The organism is Paenibacillus thalictri, assembly GCF_004307995.1.
Taxonomy (GTDB): Bacteria; Bacillota; Bacilli; order Paenibacillales; family NBRC-103111; genus Paenibacillus_AF; species Paenibacillus_AF thalictri.
Map to the genome: position 1 here is coordinate 111,216 of NZ_SIRE01000029.1, position 16,533 is coordinate 127,748.

A 16,533-nucleotide genomic window follows, 5' to 3' on the forward strand; every position below is an offset into this window, starting at 1 on the left:
ACCGGATGACGAAAATAGAGCCTCGGCTTATTTGCCGGTAGTCCGCCTTTTATAATCGTTGGGGGCAACACCGAAGTATTTTTTAAATGATTTGGAAAAATGCGGGTAGTCGCTGTAGCCGACTACATGGGCAACCTCATACGTTTTGCTTTCCGGCTCTTCCAGCAATACTTTCGCTTTTTCCATGCGCAGCTTGATGACATATTCGGTAAAGCCGATTCCCAGCTCCTCTTTAAAACATCTGCTGAAATAAGAGTCCGACATGCCGGCTTCATTGGCCGCTTGAGAAAGTGACAGCCGCTCGTTTGTGTAATGCGCTCCGATATATTGCACCGCCTTCATAATCGCCTGATGTTGTCCCCAACTGCGGATCAAACGGACTTGCCCGGCAAAAGCCGCAATGGTATACCGCACGCGAAGCAGCAGCTCATCCGCTGACGAAACCGGCTGCCGCTGCTTCGGAAGCTCTTGCAGCTTTCCCCCGCTGCGGGCGATCAGCTCCGCTTCCGCCATAGCCAGCACATCCTCCAGCTGCTCCGAGCACTTCGCAACACTTAATCCGCGGTGCAGCAACTGCTGTTGATAGTCCGCCGCCACCTCCAAAGCCTCCGGCTCGCGGACCATCCACAAGTGCTCTGCTAGCAAGGCCGCAACGCTCCGGCATTCCCACAACCGCTGCCCCCGCTCCTGACGGGTTCGCTTTTTATACTCCAAACGGGCTGCCGTTTTTCCCAGCAGCTCATCGAGCTGCTCTTGCTTAACCGGCTTGAGCACATAATCCATGACGCCGTATTGCATCGCTTGCCGGGCATACTGGAAATCGTCATAACCGGACAAAATAACAATCTCCTTGTCCTCTTCCCGTTTGCTGATTTCCGCAATCAGCTCCAGACCGTCCATCACCGGCATGCTGATATCCGTAATGATCAAGTCCGGCTTCATCTGCTCCCACAGCCTAAGCGCTTCGCGGCCATCCTCCGCTTCCCCGTTGACGCGAAACCCGTACGGGCTTTCATTAATCAGCTTGGTTAAGCTGCGTTTGATCATAATTTCATCGTCCACAATCAATACGTTATACATCGTTTTCCGCCCCCTTCTCAAGTGACCCTGCAACGAATTTCAGCCGCATTTCGATCATGGTGCCCGTCTCATCGGACTTTGCAATAAACAAGCCATAAGGATGTCCAAAATGAATGCGGATGCGTTGGTGTACATTCCAAAGGCCAATGGCGTCAAACATGCCTCCAACCTCCTGAGTTTGTGGCGGCATTTCCCGGTCATCCGCTGCAATTGCGGCATTGTAGCGTTCTTTCAGCCCGCTGTCCATGCCTTGCCCCCAATCCTCAATCCGTAAAATGTAATCTCCGTCCCGCACCATGCCCGAAATGCCGATATAACTCGGCTTTTGCTTATACGCCTGATAACCATGCTTAAACACATTTTCCACAAGCGGCTGAATCATCAACCGAACCGCTTGAACTTTGGGAAGATGCGCTTCATCTGTGACAATCTCGACCTGCAAAGCTTGAAACCGCTCCTGCTGGATTTCTAAATACGTCCGAATATAACGGATTTCCTCCAGCAGCGTGACCGCTTGCCCCGGATTCCCGACGCTGTAACGAAAAATGTCCGCGAGTGACGTAGCCATCCGGCTAATCGGCCGGACGTTTTCGATAATGGCATAAGAATTAATAATTTCCAGCGTGTTGTATAAAAAATGCGGATTTATTTGCGATTGCATCGCTTGCAGCGCCGATTCGCGCTGGCGGATTTCCATTTCCTGCTCCTTCATGCGGGAAGTTTGCACCTCTTCGAGAAGACGGCCGATTTCGCCGACCATCCGGTTAAACCCGCGATTTAATGCACCCAGTTCATCATTTCTCCGTTCAGGAGCTTTGACGCTGAGATCTCCTTCTTCAGCCCGGCGCATAAGCCGCTGCAGTTGAAGCAGCGATTGCGTTAAATATAACGAAAATCCGCCAGTAACAATTAATGCAATCCCAACCACAAGAAGACCAACCCAGATGGTGATATTTCGCAGACTGATCATTTCCCGGTTCAATTCTTTCAGCGAAACTTCCGAAATCAGCGTCCAGCCGGTCTTGGCGGACCTTTCATAAATAATAAGCCGCTTATCCTGCCCCGCCTTTTCCACATAGTGGCCGTTTTCATGAGTCAGCTTGGCGCTGAGTTCCGGCGTCAGCGCCTGCTTTCCCCACTTATCCTTCTGCGGGTGGTACACGACGCGGCCTTCCGCATCCATAATCCATATAAATCCGGTATCCCCCAGCTTGATTTTCTCGCATATTTTGATAATCTCGCTCAGCCGTACGTAAACCAGAAGAATCCCGCTGGATTGATAAGAGACTGTATCCAAAAATGTGCGCGCAATCGTCAGCACCGGAATCGAATCCATGTATTCAATTCCCGCGATCCGGTAATTTCGGTCTCCAAGCACCGCATTTTTATACTGCTCGTAGCTCCCTTTGCCGACAGCTGCGCTGTAGCTGGAGGTTGCAATGCCGTTGTTCGAAACGATCGACAACCCATAAATATCGGGGCGGCCAAACGTAATGCTCGGAAACAACTCGTCGGATATTTTTTTGCTGATCAAAAACCGGTCGTACTGCTCGTCGGGAGACAACTTCATAAACGATTGAATTTGCGGATGCAGCAGCAGCGGATACGTGATCCGCTCCAGATCGGTGAAATAACCGTCCAGTTGGGAATTGATTTGGCCTATCAATTGCTCGTTATAATCGACTGCATTACGTTCGATACTTTCTGAAGCTTTGACATACCACAAAGTCCCAAAAATGAGAAGCGGCACACATAAAATAAATAAAATAAGTCTCGCCAGCTTCGCTTTAATTGAAAGCGTTTTCCTGTAAAACAACATTTTCACCCCTCATCTGCGGATTATTAACTAAAGTAGCATGAAAGGATCTAAGATGGAAAGATCCTGCTTAAAAAAACCGCCTATATAAGTTGAACAAAAGAACTTCAGGGAAAAACCGAAGTGCAGTGGAGAAAGGGAATTGCCTTGCAGACGAGTTGTGGCTTTGAATTCCTGCCATCCGAAGGCCCATTTAATAAAAGGAATTTAAAACAAGATGTTTGAGCCGGCCAGGCAATCCCTTTCGGAATGGAACGAGCTTCCAAAACATGTGTTCAACTTACATAGAAAGGCAAAGAAAAAAGCAGCCGTCTCAGAAAAATCCCTGTGACAACTGCTTATTCAGCTCAAAGGCCGCTTCGCCATCCGCTTCTTTTGCAAACCGCAACTTTCTTGTAAACACGTGCTTATCGTTATGCTTTTTGTTTGGACTTTATTTCGTACATGTTACAATCTGCAACATGAAGCAGGGCATCCAATGTTTTGGCGTCATTGGGGTACATTGCAACTCCAATGGAAACGGAAACTTCAAACCGCATCTCTGCTGATAATTTTTTTAACGCATGGTCGATTCGATGGATGGTCGCATCCCCGCTGCTTGCATCTGAATACGGAGAAATGATTAGAAATTCATCCCCTGCCCAGCGGGCGACAATATCCGTTTTAGCGGTATTCGACAACAAAATATTGGAAGTATATTGGAGGACCTTATCCCCCGTTTCATGTCCGTACGTATCGTTAATCTTCTTAAAGTTATCTACATCGATAAGAAACAAATTTAAGATTCCGTCGCGTTTACCGATTCGCTCGATAATTTTAGGGAAAATTTGGATAACATGTCTTCTGTTACAAATTCCTGTAAGAACATCTTTTTCGGAGTAAAACTTTACCTTATCGTATTGACCGCCCATCCACCAGCATATCGCTAAAGCGATAATGCCCAGATAAGGAAATCTAGTGTAGGGAAAATTATAGTATACATTTCCGTAGACTCTAACGATCCCATACAACACCAAAAAGACAGACATAATAACGATTCTTCCCGTATATTTCATGGTCAGTCTCCACTCTCTGGGTTGGTTTAGTGCTGGCGGGACTTCGAATCGCTACATTTGTCAATAAACTTAACACCCTGTCACTTCATTATATCACAAAAAAAACCTGATCTGACAACATCAGATTCAGGTTTAACTTACCAATTTAGAGTGAATTCACGATTAACGGCCGACATCGTCTCCACGATATCGGCCGACTTCATCGTTTACATCGATTTCATCATAAAGGGAGCAAGCAAATACATGGGGATAAAATCTTGAGTGACATACACTTCTCCATCCATAAGCATTGGGGCATTTTTGAGCATATTCTTATCCATTCCGATCATGATGTCTTTTGAGTCCAACATGATCTTGACCATGTACATATCTTTCATGTCCATCATGGCTTGGCCCGTTTTATCCGGCATCGCCGTGCCCATGCCCTTGTCCATTCCCATATTCATATAAGTCATCGTAATGGACCGCTCGTCACCGTTCCAGATCACCTTGTATCCCAACGTTTCGGCGAACATCCTCAGCGGTACGTAGGTCGTACCGTTCATCATCATTTCTGCCTTACTGCCGGTTCCCATCATTTTGCCGTCCATTGCCATGCCGTTATTCATATTCATCATACCGGAACTCATGTCTGTGCTCATACTGGAGCCCATATCTGTGCCCATTTCTCCGGCAGCCGGCTTCATCATCATTTCATTGGCTTGCGCGATACCCGGGAGCATGAGAGCGAGGGAAAGAACCGATACGGCTGCTGCTTTTTTCATTGGATTCATTGTTATTGCCTCCTTAAGATGGTTTGTTATTCGAGATTAACGATACCGAAAGGCTGTTAAGGAAGGCTAACGAATTTCTTACAAAAAGATTAACAATTTAAAACGGTTTCTTTCGCGGCACCGTGATCCAAAACCGGCTCCCCGAGCCTTCTCGGCTCTGGACCCCGACCTCTCCGCCATGGCGCTGTACGATTGATTGGACAATAGCCAGTCCCAACCCCGCTCCCTCGCCTCCTTCACGTCCGCGTGACGGATCAGCCCGGTAAAACCGCTCGAATATCCGGTCCCGATCCTTCTCGGCAATGCCAGGCCCCTGATCCGTAAAGGACAACTCGATACAATCGCTGTCGTATTCCCTCGCCTCAAACACGATCACCGAAGCGGCGGGAGAGAAACGAATCGCGTTCTGCAGTAAATTGCCCAGCGCCCGCTTCATTTCAAAAGCATCGACCCAAACCGCCCCGAACCTATCCGGCATCCTCACGTCAACTTCAAGCTGCTTGGCGGTTAGCTGCAAATAATGACTCTGCAGCACTTCAACGATAAGACTATCCACAGCAGCAGCCTGCGGCTTCAGTTCGGCTGCACCGGCGTCAAGCCGAGACAATTGGAATAAATCGTCGATCAGTCCGCTTAATCTTAAGGTCTCAAGGCGTATCGTATGCAAGTAACGGTCGAAGGTCTCCGGGTCTTGAATCACATGATCCTGAAGCGCCTCCACAAATGATTGAATGGACGCCATCGGCGTACGCAAGTCGTGCGATACGTTGGCGATTAGCTCCGAACGCGCTTCCTCCGATGCTCGAAGGCGATCGAACAGCTCGCGCAGCGTGCTTGACATCTGGTTGAATTGGGCAGCCAGCCGCTGGAACTCCTGCGGACCAATACGCGGAACGTCACTATTGAAATCGCCGCTTGCCACCCGCCGGGTCTCACTATCCAGCACCCGAATCCATCTCACCAGCGGACGTGTAAGAAGAGCATGGACGAGCAGCGAAACAATGGCCGCCCCTATAGTAATACACATAATAAGCAGATATTCGTTTAAGGACAGCAGCATATACCGATAAATGATAGACACGCTCACCAAAATCATGGCGATGCTTAACCCGTTTAGCAGCAGCAAATAAGCGCGCAAACTCAGCTTGAGCCTCATGGAGCCCCCCGCCCTTCAAATTTGTAGCCGATGCCCCAAACCGTCTTAATGAAATTCGGCTCTGAAGGGACAAGCTCTATCTTTTCCCGAAGACGCCGAATATGAACCGTGACGGTTGTCGTATCTCCGTAATATTCTATGTCCCATATTTTATTCAGCAGTTGGCTGCGGGAAAATACTTGCCCGGGATGGGTCGCAAGCAGCGTAAGAAGCTCAAACTCTTTCACGGTTAAATCGACCCGGCCCCCATTCACTTCCACCCCCCTGCTGGGAAGATGAATAACGAGGCCTGGAAAGCGGATCTCTTCTTTTCCGTCGGCGGAGGGTGAAACGAACTGCTCAGGCTGGCCCGCCAAGCGCAGCCGGCGAAGAATCGCCTTGACCCGCAGCACCAGCTCCCGCGGGCTGAACGGCTTTGTTATATAATCGTCGGCACCCATCGTCAGTCCGACGATGCGATCCCCCTCTTCCCCGCGAGCTGTCAATAAAATAACCGGAACCTCGTGTTTGTTGCGAATCTCCTCACATACCTGAAAGCCGCTTATTTTCGGCATCATGACATCCAGAATAATCAAATCCGGCGCTTCCTCCCTCCAAACACGCAGCGCTTCCTCTCCGTCCTCAGCCGTCAAGACCCGATACCCTTCCCTTTCCAAATATCGCATACACACATCTCTAATGTTCGGCTCATCGTCAGCAATTAGAATTTTGATAGGCATATCGCATCCTCCTTTTCACTGTGCGTTACCGCCCTGTAGCGATTATACCTCATTCCCCCGAAAGCAAATCCTTACAAAAGTATTAAATCATGATAGGCCGAGGTAAGTCATCTTGTTCATAATCAATTGTTATTTCATAAAAAGGGCATGAACCCGGTACAGTACCGAATCCATGCCCAAAAGGCGGCCTAAATATAGGGTGTCTGGCTGTTTGGGACCACTTCACTAATCGTACAAACTTGACCGGACCGAAGTCCAATCGAGTTTGGGTCAAGCGATCGCACGGTTTATGCATGGTGCCGCTTATATTTGGCGTAATGCTGCTCCCAATAAATGAACAACCTTTCGAAGATCAGCGTCAGTGCCCAATACACAAGCGAGACGATCACGTACATTTCCAGATAGCGGTATGATTTCCCCGCTTCGATTTTGGCAACCGCCATAATATCGACAATCTGAATCATAAATACAAGCGAGGTTTGCTTGATCGTGCTGATAAACAAGTTGCCGAAGTTCGGAATCGCGCTCACGATCGCTTGGGGTAAAAAAATGCGATACAACGCTTGCGGCATCGTCATGCCTACCGCCAGGGCCGCTTCCATCTGTCCGTAGTCGACGGCGTTTAATGCAGAATACCATGTCTCGGCCATATAAGCTGAAATGTAAACAGCAAAAATAAATATGACCACTGCGTACTTGTTCAGTTCTTCCGGAAAAAAGCTGACATGTAACGATTCGTTTAATGCCGCGCACAGCTCAGGTAATCCGTAATAAAACAAATACATGATCACCAACAGCGGTGTCCCCCGCACTACGGAAATGTACGCCGCCGCCAGCTGAGAAAGTACCGGAACTTTGTAGGAGCGTACCAGCGCCAACAGCAGCCCGAACACAAAACCTAACGCCGTAGCGGCCAGCACAATGGCCAAAGTACGCGGCACCGCCTGCAGCATGAGCGGCACTTTACTGCCCATATAAGACCAATCCAGCAGCAAGATGGCACCTCCTACGCCTTACCGGCCATAATTTTGTATCTCTTCGCATAACGGGCATTCATATAAGCAACAAAACGTCCCATCAGCATCGAGCAGAACCAATAGATAACTGAAACCGCCAAATACGTCTCCAATAGAAAAATCCCGTAGCTGCGCTCGATCAATATTTGCGCCTGGCCCATCACATCGACAAGACCGATTGTAAAAGCAATCGTCGATTCCTTGAACAGCGTAATCGAATGATTGCCGATATTCGGCAGAGCGACCCGCATCATCTGCGGCAGCAGAATACGTCGCAACGTTTGAAAATAAGTCATGCCTACCGCATATCCCGCTTCCAGCTGCGCTTTCGGCACCGCCAAATAAGCGGAACGGTATACTTCCGACATGGCTGCTGCGCAGTGTAAGCTAAACGCCAGCACCGAAAACGTTAAGCTGCTCCAATATTGGATGTCATAGCCGGTGATTACCTGTATAATTTTGGGCAAACCGTAAAAGATAAGAAACAACTGCACCAGCATCGGCGTAGACCGCATAAAGGATACATAAACGACGACCAGCTGCGAAAGCACCGGCACGCGGTAAATGCGCACAAGCGCGAGGACAAGACCAAGCACAAGCCCTCCGAGCAGCGATAGGATCGTTAACAGCAGCGTAACGGGCAGCTGCGGCAGCAAGTCGATAAACAATTGTACAACTTTTGCGAAGTCAATCATGACGGGCAGCGCCCCTTCGTGCTTGTTTTATTTGAATTGATAGGTCGCATTCACTTGATCCAGCGATTGGAATAAATTCGCGCCAAACCATTTTTCCGATAATTTCGGCAGGGTGCCGTCATCAATCAGTTGCTTGGTTACTTCGTCAAAACGTTTGGCCAAGTTGGCTTTGTCTTTGTTGAACAGTACCCAAATCGGTTCTTTGGTCACATACGTCGCCGCTTTCAAGTCCAGCTTCAACTCGGCGTTTACCGTGTCAAACGTATTTTTGTTCGTCAGAAATGCGTCATATTTGCCTTGATCGACCCATTTCAGCGATTCCGCATCGGTCACTTTGTCGACATTGTCGACTTTGATCGGCTTGTCTTTATGCTTCTCGTTATAGTCGTCAACGATGATTTTCAAACCAAGCGCCGGGTTCATCGGCGTCAGCGTCTTGCCTTGCATGTCATCCAAAGATTTAATATCGCTGCGGTTGGATTTCACGATCAACGCGTTAATGGAGTAGCCGTATGCCTGCTGACCAAACAAATACTTGGCTTCGCGCTCCGGATTGCGGTAATAGAAGTTTGCGGCAAAGTCGTATTTACCCGTTTCTACCCCAACCAGCATCGCGTCGCGGCTAATTTGATCGTATTGGAACTCATATTCTTCCAGACGTTCGTCAAGCAATTTCAAATAGTCGACCGTGTAACCTTCCATCACTTTTTTGTCGTTCTGGTAGCTGTAAGGCGGATTCGGAATTACGTTTTGCGCCACATGCAGTACGGTAACGTTTTTCTTTTGATCGGACGATGCACCAGGTGCTGCACCGCCTGACGATGCATTGGACGCCGTACCGCCGGAGCTGCCCGGATTATTGGCCGCCGGGGCATTGGACGAGCCGCCTTGCTGCGAGTTGCCTGCCGTTCCACATGCGCTGAGCAATAGCACAAGCGCCGTTACCGCCAAAAAACCTGTTTTATATTTCTTTATCATGTTTCTCTCTCCCCTGTATGTTCTGTTTTAAGTTTAAATTTCAAAATCCCACGCCGGCACGCGGCTGCGGATAAACTCCTTGGTTCTCTCGTGCTTAGGTTCGTTAAACAGCTGCTGCGGCAAGCCTTGCTCGACGATAAGGCCCTTTTCCATAAATACGATATGATTGGATATATCGCGCGCAAAGCTGAGCTCATGGGTAACGATCATCATCGTAACCCCTTCGCGGGCGATGTTGCGAATGACCTCAAGCACTTCTCCGACTAACTCCGGGTCAAGTGCCGAAGTCGGCTCGTCAAACAAGATCACTTCCGGGTCCAGCGCCAGCGCCCTGGCAATCCCGACACGCTGCTGTTGTCCGCCGGAGAGCTGGGCGGGGTAGTGGTCCGCCTTAACCGCGAGGCCGATTTTTTCAAGCAGCGCCAAGCTTTTTTTGCGCGCTTCTGCGGTTTTCATCTTTTGCACGACAACCAGCGCTTCCATCACGTTTTCCAGCGCCGTCTTGTTGGCAAAGAGGTTATACGACTGAAACACCATCGCTGTTTTGCGGCGGAGCCGCAGCGTATCTTTGCGCGTCAGCTTCTCGGCGTTGACGGACACGCCATCGATTGTAATCGTGCCTTTATTCGGCTTTTCGAGCAGGTTGACACAGCGCAGCAGCGTTGTTTTGCCCGAGCCGCTTGGTCCCAATACGGAGACGACATCGCCTTGGTTCACTTGAAGCGAAATGCCTTTCAGCACCTCGTCTTTGCCGTACGATTTATGAATATCTTGCAGTGTCAGCATTGTTTACCTCCTTATCAAACAGGCTTCCGGTCCGAAGCCTAACCGGTCCGTCGATTCGTTCCGGTGCAAATCCTATTATTTCCCGGCATAACGGTTTTCCGGAAGGCTCAGCCCCAAGTTGCCGCGCAGCGTATCCGCTTCGTAATCTTTGCGGAACAAACCGCGGTCCTGCAAAATCGGCAGCACCTTCTCCGCAAACTCCTCTTGGCCGCCGACATACGGGGCCCAGACGTTGAAGCCGTCGCAACCGCGCTGCTCAAACCAAGCCTGCATGCGGTCGGCGATGCGCTCCGGCGTGCCGACAAATTCCTGCTTCGGCGAACCGAAACGGAAGGCCGTTTCCTTCAGCGACAGCCGTTCTCCCTTGGCAATGCGGACAATACGATCCGCCATCGAACGGTAGCCTTCGCTGCTTTCCGTACTGAATTCCGGGAACGGCGCATCGGGATCCAGCTTGGAGAAATCCGTATCTTTAAAAAACAGCTTGAGTTCGGTTACCGCTTCCTCATAAGTAATATAAGAAACAACCTCATTGTATTTATCCCACGCTTCTTTTTCCGTGCGCCCGATAAACGGATACATGCCGGGGAAAATAAGCACATCGTCCTCGGATCGTCCCGCCTGCACCGTGCGGCGTTTTACATCGGCATAAAAAACTTGAGCTTCCGGAAGCGTGTCGATAATCGTATAGATGCCTTCCGCATTTTGGGCGGCAAACGTCTTCCCCGTCTCCGAACCACCGGCTTGGAAAATGACCGGCTGGCCTTGCTCCGAACGGGATATATTCAACGGCCCGCGAACGTTAAAAAACTGCCCTTTGTAGTCCAGCGTGTGCAGCTTGGCCGGATCGAAAAATTTGTTGTTTTCTTTGTCGTACACAAACGCATCGTCTTCCCACGTATCCCACAGCCCGCGCACAATATCGAGATGCTCCTGCGCCCGCTGGTAGCGCTCCGAGTGCGAGAAATGCTTGTCCCTGCTGAAGTTCAGCGCCGCACCGCTGAGCGCAGTCGTTACGGCGTTCCAGCCGACACGCCCGCCGCTGATCTGATCCGCAGACATCAGTATACGCGCCAAGTTAAACGGCTCCGTATACGAAGTCGAAGCGGTCGCCACAAAACCAAGCTTCGATGTCACCGCCGATAACGCGGAAATAATCGTGAGCGGCTCGAATTGATTCATCGATTTCGGAGCGCTGTATTGGTCAAAAAACAAGCGGTCCGAAAAGAAAATAAAGTCAAACTTGGCCGATTCCGCATATTGCGCCTGACGCACATGCGCCTTAAAGTCGATGTTCCCGTTCGGCGCAACCTGCTGCTGCCGCCATAAAGTACGATAATGCCCAATTCCGAATACACGTGTCCCCAATTTCATTTGTCGTTTTTGGCTCATCACTTTCGGACCTCCGTTGTTTAAAAATATCCGTGTTAGTTTTTGATTATCATAAGCGAGCAGCTAATGACTATACCGACCCTTTGCCGGGGATCCGGCTCTGCTTCGGCTTCGCTTCTCGTCAAGACCCGCGTTAGTCGTTACGGCGCTTTTAACCGTTATGTGCTACGATATAAAACTACACCGTCCTGCCGGACCGGCTCCACGAGCTTGAGCTCTTGCGCCCAGCGCAGTCGGGACAACGTCTCCGTAAATCCGAAACGAAGCTGTAAAATAGACGCGGCCGGCGGAAAAGAACGGGCATAAATCTCAAAAGCGGTAACCGGTTCCGGTCTGATCTGGTCAAGCAAACGGGATTGCCGCTCTGCATTCAGCTCACGCAGTTCATCGAGCCTTTTGCCGAATCCGGAAAATGGATCATAATGTCCCGGGAAAGCAAGTTCCACCTCATATGCTTCCATCCGTTTCAATGTTTGCAAGAAGCTTTCCACAGGGCTTTCATCCACCCCGCCCGGCACAAAACACGTATCTGGCAAGCTGTCCGGCATAATCGCATCGCCGCATAAGAGCAGCCGGTCGGCTTTGTTGTACAAACCGATATGACCTGCCGCGTGTCCGGGCATATCAACGACTTCATAATGCTCGCCGCCGATAACAATCGAGCTCCCCGGATTCAATTCCGTCAATTGTGCATGCGGCTTCACTTGTTCACCGTTTCCTTGCCAATGCTGAACCATCTCGGCATACACATCAGCCGGCAATCCGTTTTCACGATACATCTCCAGCATGCTGCCTACCAACCAGCGGTTTTCCCCCCACAGCCCTTCGATTTGCCGCTTCGCCAATGAAGATACGTACACCGGAGCTCCTGACTGCTGCTGCAGCCACCCGGCCAAACCGTAATGATCGGGATGATGGTGCGTAATGACAATGCTGCGAATTTGCTCGAAGGTGAAACCGATTTGCTCGCTTGCGCGTCTCCACATCTCCACCGCAGTTTCGGTATGCATGCCGACATCGATGACGCTGTAGCCGCCGTTGTCGGGAATCAAATAACAGTTCACCCAAGCCGGATTGCCCATCGGCAAACGTATTTGATAAATGCCGTTCGGGTGCAAACTAACCAGATCCATGGAATTCATCATCTCTTTCCGTTTGATCGTTATCCGTTTTGCTTGCGGACAATATCGTACGCCTTCCGCAGCCGTATGATCCCTTTGCCGATCTGCTCCGGCGAACAATACGTGTAACACAACCGCAGCATATCCCGGCCTTCCTTATCCATAAAAAACGCCGACCCGTTCAGCACACTGACGCCTTGTTCCTCCGCCTCCGCCGACAGCTTGACCACATCAATTGGCTGACTGAAACGTATCGTCAGGAAAAATCCGCCTTCCGGTTTGTTTACGATGATCTCATTGCCAAACTCACGTTCCAGCGCCTCCAGCATCCCCGCCAAATGCGAACGGTAACAGTCAAGCAGCTCATCCAAATAAGCTTCGAAATCGTTATCCTGCAAATATTGCGCAACGATTTGCGACGTATACGGGTTCGTCTCCGAGCCGCCCATAAACTGTTGAATGTAACGCTGCAAATGCTGTGGGGCCACAGCCCATCCCAGGCGAACACCGGGACCGATAATTTTTGAAAACGTCCCGATATGAATGACGTGATCCGGGGCGAACGAACGAATCGCCGGGCGCCATACGCCGGTAAAGTTTAATTCCAAATACGCATCGTCTTCGAGAATGTAAAAGCCATACGTCTTCGCCAATTCCGCAAGCGCCTTGCGACGGTCAACCGAAAGCGATATGCCCGTCGGATTTTGATAGTTCGGCATCACATAGATGAACTTGGGCATCGGCTGTCCCGCTGCCCGGCGCTGCTCCAATTCTGCGCGCAGCGGCTCAATCAACAGCCCATCCCGATCCATCTCAAACGCGCGAATGGCGGCGCCGGCTAGCTTAAAAATACGAATAGCTCCAAAAAAGCTGGGATCCTCCACCCATACTTCATCGCCTGCATTGATCAAGATACGAGCGGCAATTTCAATAGCCTGCACCGCTCCGGCCAATATGCGAATGTTTTCCGCCGGTGCCTCGATGCCAATTCGAGCTAATCTCCCCTTGACCCATTGGGGCAAAAATTGCACCGCCGAGCCGCCGAAATAATGCAATGCTTGAGCGCCTTGCTCAAAAGTCGCCTTTTGCGCAGCCGCAGCAAGCTGCTGTACAGGAAATTTGTCGGAGTACGGAAATCCAAACGATAAATGCACATGATCCTGCTTGCGGCTGGTCGTTCCTCCAAGCGTCTTGGACTGCTGCAAATACCGGTTATACGTATATGTGTCTATCACTTGTCATCACCTCGCTACCGGCTTGTTAGCCGGATATCTCTGCCTTTTTGCTGCTCCGATGGCTGAAAGATTAAACCTGCTCTCCAAATCCTTCCGCCCATTTGGACGGCCACTCTTTTACGTCAAACTGCCGGACGCCATGCACCGCAAATGGAGATTGATTGACCAAATCCTCCACAACTTGCTGAGACTCCGCCCGAAACAAAATTAGGCCCAGCGAGCCATCGGCAAATTTGCCGTTAGCGAGCACAATTCCCTGCTCGCGCAGACGGTCCAAATACTGCATATGATCTTGAAAATATTGATCCCGTTTGCTGTTATCCAATTCCGTCACAAGCACTGCGAAGTCTGCCATACAAAATCCCTCCAATGATGATTAATTAAATATTTCTTATAAGATTACTTGGTTTTAAAATTAAAAAAAAATGACTATGAAAATCGTGATAACACCAGCATTTTTCGACAATATTATCATAAGCCCACAACATAAAACGATAAATTATAAGTATTTATTATGATTATAATAAGTTCTAATTATTTATTGAGAAATAATATCACATAAATCTCTCTTTTTCAACAAAATATGATTTTCTTTTTTAGTGATAGATTTGATTTAGCAATGGACTGTTATGTTATAAACAAAAAAACTCGCTCAGGCAAAAGCCCGAATCGAGTTTGCAGCGGCCCCGGAAGCATAACGGCAACCATTTGCGCAGATGAGCTTTATGCAGCCAACAACGGCATTGCGGTACAAATCGCGAATATGCCGGGGCGCCCTCATTACTAAGGCCTTTGCGATTGCCTGGCATAATACGACGGCGTCATCCCGGTAAACCGTTTGAACATTCGGCTGAAATAAAATTCGTCGTCGTAGCCGACCAGCTTGGAAATATCGCTTAATGCGAGCCCGGACTGTTCCAACAGCTCCTTGGCCTTATTCAACCGAAGCCGTATGATGTAATCCTTCGGCGCATAGCCGGTGAGACGCTTAAACTGCCGGGAATAATACCCCGTACTGAGTCCGGTCATCTTAGCCAACTGCTCAACAGTTAAAGAAGATTGGATATGGTCCTCGATATAACGGCACGTGAATTGAACCATCGAATCCGTATCGCTGCTATACTGCTGATCGTACAGATTGTCGATCAAGGAAAGCCATAATTCGCGAAACGCCAAATCGCAGCGGTATTGCGAAATGGGATCGTAGGTTTTCCACAGTTGATACACCTGCTCAAAACATCTGCGGACCTCGGCGGGCCGGACCGCCGCAAGCTTGCCCCGCAAGGGAGCAAGCCCGTTGCCTGAAGCTTGGAAAACCCAATCCAGCTTATCTTTATAACACATTTGGCAGTCAAACCGGATATGATAAATTTCAACGTCCTCCGTATCCGAAATCAACCATTCGAATGTCGTATCGGGCACAAAGATCATAACGGAGCCCGCTTCCAACGTGTGTTTAACGCCGTTCATTACATAGAAACCCGAACCTTTTACGATGTAGTGAATGGAGTGAATCTTGTGGACATACGGCGCTTGGTATTTACCGGCCGGAAGAATCGTATTCCCGGCAAAAGTGATCGAGAACACGGACTTATGGAGATAATCGGCCAGTTGGGTGGCGTTTAACAATGCAAAATCTCTCCTTGCTAATAAGTAAGGAACATGCTCAATTGGCAGGACGAAGGATCACATGCTGCTTGCCCCGTCCAAGCGGCACTGTCGCCTCCTGATATGAAACGATGAATGCCCGTCTAACCTGATCCGTTTCGTTGCCTTGGGAAGAATGCCAAGTGAGTGCGTTAAACAGCAGCATGGAGCCTGCCTCCATCCGCACCGGTACGGCTTTCGACAAATCGACCCGATTCTCATCCAGCGCCTTCCGGCAAGTGCCGTTATCCTTGACGGTATGTGACTGCAGTCCCGTCTTATGGCTTCCGGGAACGATCCATAAACATCCGTTTCGCTCATCCGTATCTTGCAACGGTACCCAGATCGACATCCGGGTATGGCTGTTTGCCACTTCCGTATAATACGCATCATCTTGATGCCAATGACAGACCGATGCGCTGCCCGGCAGCTTGGTCAACAGCTTGGAGGAAAAGATGGAAATGCCCGGCTTTACGATATCTTCGAGCAAATTCAGAATACGCTCGTCTTGAGCGAATTGCTTGGTTTTGTCGGTCAGCATCGCCAACTGATAAGTGAATCCTTCATGTTCCCCCGACGTTTGAGCCGGTGTTTCACATCCGTCGAGCTCCTCGTTGATCTCACTTAATTCATCTGCCGAAAAAAAGTTCGAAATGACCACGTATCCGAATTCATCATAATGTTTTTGCTCTTCCCCTGTCAATTTCCTCACTTCAATCACTCCTTGTGGTTTCGTTTGATTGCATTGTAGCACCTGGCTTTACGATTCCACCATGGAGAAATACGATTAAACATCTGGACAAATCGGATGTGAGGGGGCGTTAAACATACATAGGGAAGACCATTTCGAAAATTACACGGATTGCCCCTATTAAGGGATTCCAGGGAACCCATTCCGCGGCTCAAAATACAAAAAAGCGGCGCCGGACCCTACCGGTAAACTGGCCCCCATGTCAAGGACACTTAAAAAAAAGAGTAATGTTGAGTATTTAAGAAGCGGACAATAGGTGATTCCTGTATTGAACAGGGGTCATCTTTTTTAATCCCCATTGATATCTGTGGTT

16 protein-coding genes are annotated in these 16,533 nt (G+C 49.5%); all 16 read right to left on the reverse strand.

Going from position 1 to position 16,533, the window contains the following annotated elements; translation table 11 throughout:
* Positions 1 to 27: 27 nt before the first annotated feature.
* The 16 genes from EYB31_RS32270 to EYB31_RS32345 all read right to left on the reverse strand — a co-directional run bounded on the left by EYB31_RS32270 (position 28) and on the right by EYB31_RS32345 (position 16,181).
* A complete protein-coding gene (locus tag EYB31_RS32270) occupies positions 28 to 1,080 on the reverse strand; it encodes a response regulator transcription factor (RefSeq protein ID WP_131017619.1) in 1,053 nt (350 codons plus the stop codon).
* Positions 1,073 to 2,899: a sensor histidine kinase gene (locus EYB31_RS32275; RefSeq protein ID WP_131017620.1), complete on the reverse strand. Its 1,827-nt coding sequence runs from the start codon at positions 2,897 to 2,899 to the stop codon at positions 1,073 to 1,075. Before EYB31_RS32275 ends, EYB31_RS32270 begins: the two co-directional genes overlap by 8 nt.
* A 410-nt stretch (positions 2,900 to 3,309) precedes the next feature.
* Entirely contained in the window at positions 3,310 to 3,951 is a 642-nt protein-coding gene (locus tag EYB31_RS32280) for a GGDEF domain-containing protein (protein ID WP_131017621.1), read from the reverse strand.
* Positions 3,952 to 4,157: 206 nt separating this feature from the next.
* A complete protein-coding gene (locus EYB31_RS32285; protein ID WP_131017622.1) occupies positions 4,158 to 4,724 on the reverse strand; it encodes a copper amine oxidase N-terminal domain-containing protein in 567 nt (188 codons plus the stop codon).
* A gap of 97 nt (positions 4,725 to 4,821) precedes the next feature.
* Positions 4,822 to 5,880, reverse strand: a complete 1,059-nt coding sequence (locus tag EYB31_RS32290) for a sensor histidine kinase (RefSeq protein WP_131017623.1) — start codon at positions 5,878 to 5,880, stop codon at positions 4,822 to 4,824.
* Positions 5,877 to 6,599: a response regulator transcription factor gene (locus tag EYB31_RS32295; protein WP_131017624.1), complete on the reverse strand. Its 723-nt coding sequence runs from the start codon at positions 6,597 to 6,599 to the stop codon at positions 5,877 to 5,879. Before EYB31_RS32295 ends, EYB31_RS32290 begins: the two co-directional genes overlap by 4 nt.
* 287 nt (positions 6,600 to 6,886) lie before the next feature.
* On the reverse strand, positions 6,887 to 7,594 hold the full coding sequence (locus EYB31_RS32300) for an amino acid ABC transporter permease (RefSeq protein ID WP_240763114.1): 708 nt from the start codon (positions 7,592 to 7,594) through the stop codon (positions 6,887 to 6,889).
* An 11-nt stretch (positions 7,595 to 7,605) separates the two neighbouring features.
* Positions 7,606 to 8,310: an amino acid ABC transporter permease gene (locus tag EYB31_RS32305; protein WP_131017625.1), complete on the reverse strand. Its 705-nt coding sequence runs from the start codon at positions 8,308 to 8,310 to the stop codon at positions 7,606 to 7,608.
* Between the two features lie 27 nt (positions 8,311 to 8,337).
* Positions 8,338 to 9,288 carry a transporter substrate-binding domain-containing protein gene (locus tag EYB31_RS32310; RefSeq protein WP_131017626.1) on the reverse strand — a complete coding sequence of 317 codons (951 nt, stop codon included), beginning with the start codon at positions 9,286 to 9,288 and terminating at the stop codon, positions 8,338 to 8,340.
* 33 nt (positions 9,289 to 9,321) lie between these two features.
* Positions 9,322 to 10,074, reverse strand: a complete 753-nt coding sequence (locus EYB31_RS32315; protein ID WP_131017627.1) for an amino acid ABC transporter ATP-binding protein — start codon at positions 10,072 to 10,074, stop codon at positions 9,322 to 9,324.
* Between the two features lie 75 nt (positions 10,075 to 10,149).
* On the reverse strand, positions 10,150 to 11,466 hold the full coding sequence (locus EYB31_RS32320; protein WP_131017628.1) for an LLM class flavin-dependent oxidoreductase: 1,317 nt from the start codon (positions 11,464 to 11,466) through the stop codon (positions 10,150 to 10,152).
* Between the two features lie 158 nt (positions 11,467 to 11,624).
* Complete coding sequence (locus tag EYB31_RS32325) at positions 11,625 to 12,611, reverse strand: MBL fold metallo-hydrolase (RefSeq protein ID WP_131017629.1); 987 nt, start codon at positions 12,609 to 12,611, stop codon at positions 11,625 to 11,627.
* 17 nt (positions 12,612 to 12,628) lie between these two features.
* Positions 12,629 to 13,822, reverse strand: coding sequence for an aminotransferase-like domain-containing protein (locus EYB31_RS32330; RefSeq protein WP_131017630.1), 1,194 nt, complete (start codon positions 13,820 to 13,822; stop codon positions 12,629 to 12,631).
* Positions 13,823 to 13,892: 70 nt separating this feature from the next.
* Positions 13,893 to 14,177, reverse strand: coding sequence for a YciI family protein (locus EYB31_RS32335; protein ID WP_131017631.1), 285 nt, complete (start codon positions 14,175 to 14,177; stop codon positions 13,893 to 13,895).
* Positions 14,178 to 14,605: 428 nt separating this feature from the next.
* Positions 14,606 to 15,451: an AraC family transcriptional regulator gene (locus EYB31_RS32340; protein ID WP_131017632.1), complete on the reverse strand. Its 846-nt coding sequence runs from the start codon at positions 15,449 to 15,451 to the stop codon at positions 14,606 to 14,608.
* Between the two features lie 37 nt (positions 15,452 to 15,488).
* Entirely contained in the window at positions 15,489 to 16,181 is a 693-nt protein-coding gene (locus EYB31_RS32345; RefSeq protein WP_165452731.1) for a phytanoyl-CoA dioxygenase family protein, read from the reverse strand.
* Positions 16,182 to 16,533: the final 352 nt, after the last annotated feature.

Coding starts and splice junctions, on each gene's coding strand:
- EYB31_RS32270 (WP_131017619.1), bottom strand. CDS start 1,080: ATGTATAACGTATTGATTGTGGACGATGAAATTATGATCAAACGCAGC.
- EYB31_RS32275 (WP_131017620.1), bottom strand. CDS start 2,899: ATGTTGTTTTACAGGAAAACGCTTTCAATTAAAGCGAAGCTGGCGAGA.
- EYB31_RS32280 (WP_131017621.1), bottom strand. CDS start 3,951: ATGAAATATACGGGAAGAATCGTTATTATGTCTGTCTTTTTGGTGTTG.
- EYB31_RS32285 (WP_131017622.1), bottom strand. CDS start 4,724: ATGAATCCAATGAAAAAAGCAGCAGCCGTATCGGTTCTTTCCCTCGCT.
- EYB31_RS32290 (WP_131017623.1), bottom strand. CDS start 5,880: ATGAGGCTCAAGCTGAGTTTGCGCGCTTATTTGCTGCTGCTAAACGGG.
- EYB31_RS32295 (WP_131017624.1), bottom strand. CDS start 6,599: ATGCCTATCAAAATTCTAATTGCTGACGATGAGCCGAACATTAGAGAT.
- EYB31_RS32305 (WP_131017625.1), bottom strand. CDS start 8,310: ATGATTGACTTCGCAAAAGTTGTACAATTGTTTATCGACTTGCTGCCG.
- EYB31_RS32310 (WP_131017626.1), bottom strand. CDS start 9,288: ATGATAAAGAAATATAAAACAGGTTTTTTGGCGGTAACGGCGCTTGTG.
- EYB31_RS32315 (WP_131017627.1), bottom strand. CDS start 10,074: ATGCTGACACTGCAAGATATTCATAAATCGTACGGCAAAGACGAGGTG.
- EYB31_RS32320 (WP_131017628.1), bottom strand. CDS start 11,466: ATGAGCCAAAAACGACAAATGAAATTGGGGACACGTGTATTCGGAATT.
- EYB31_RS32325 (WP_131017629.1), bottom strand. CDS start 12,611: ATGATGAATTCCATGGATCTGGTTAGTTTGCACCCGAACGGCATTTAT.
- EYB31_RS32335 (WP_131017631.1), bottom strand. CDS start 14,177: ATGGCAGACTTCGCAGTGCTTGTGACGGAATTGGATAACAGCAAACGG.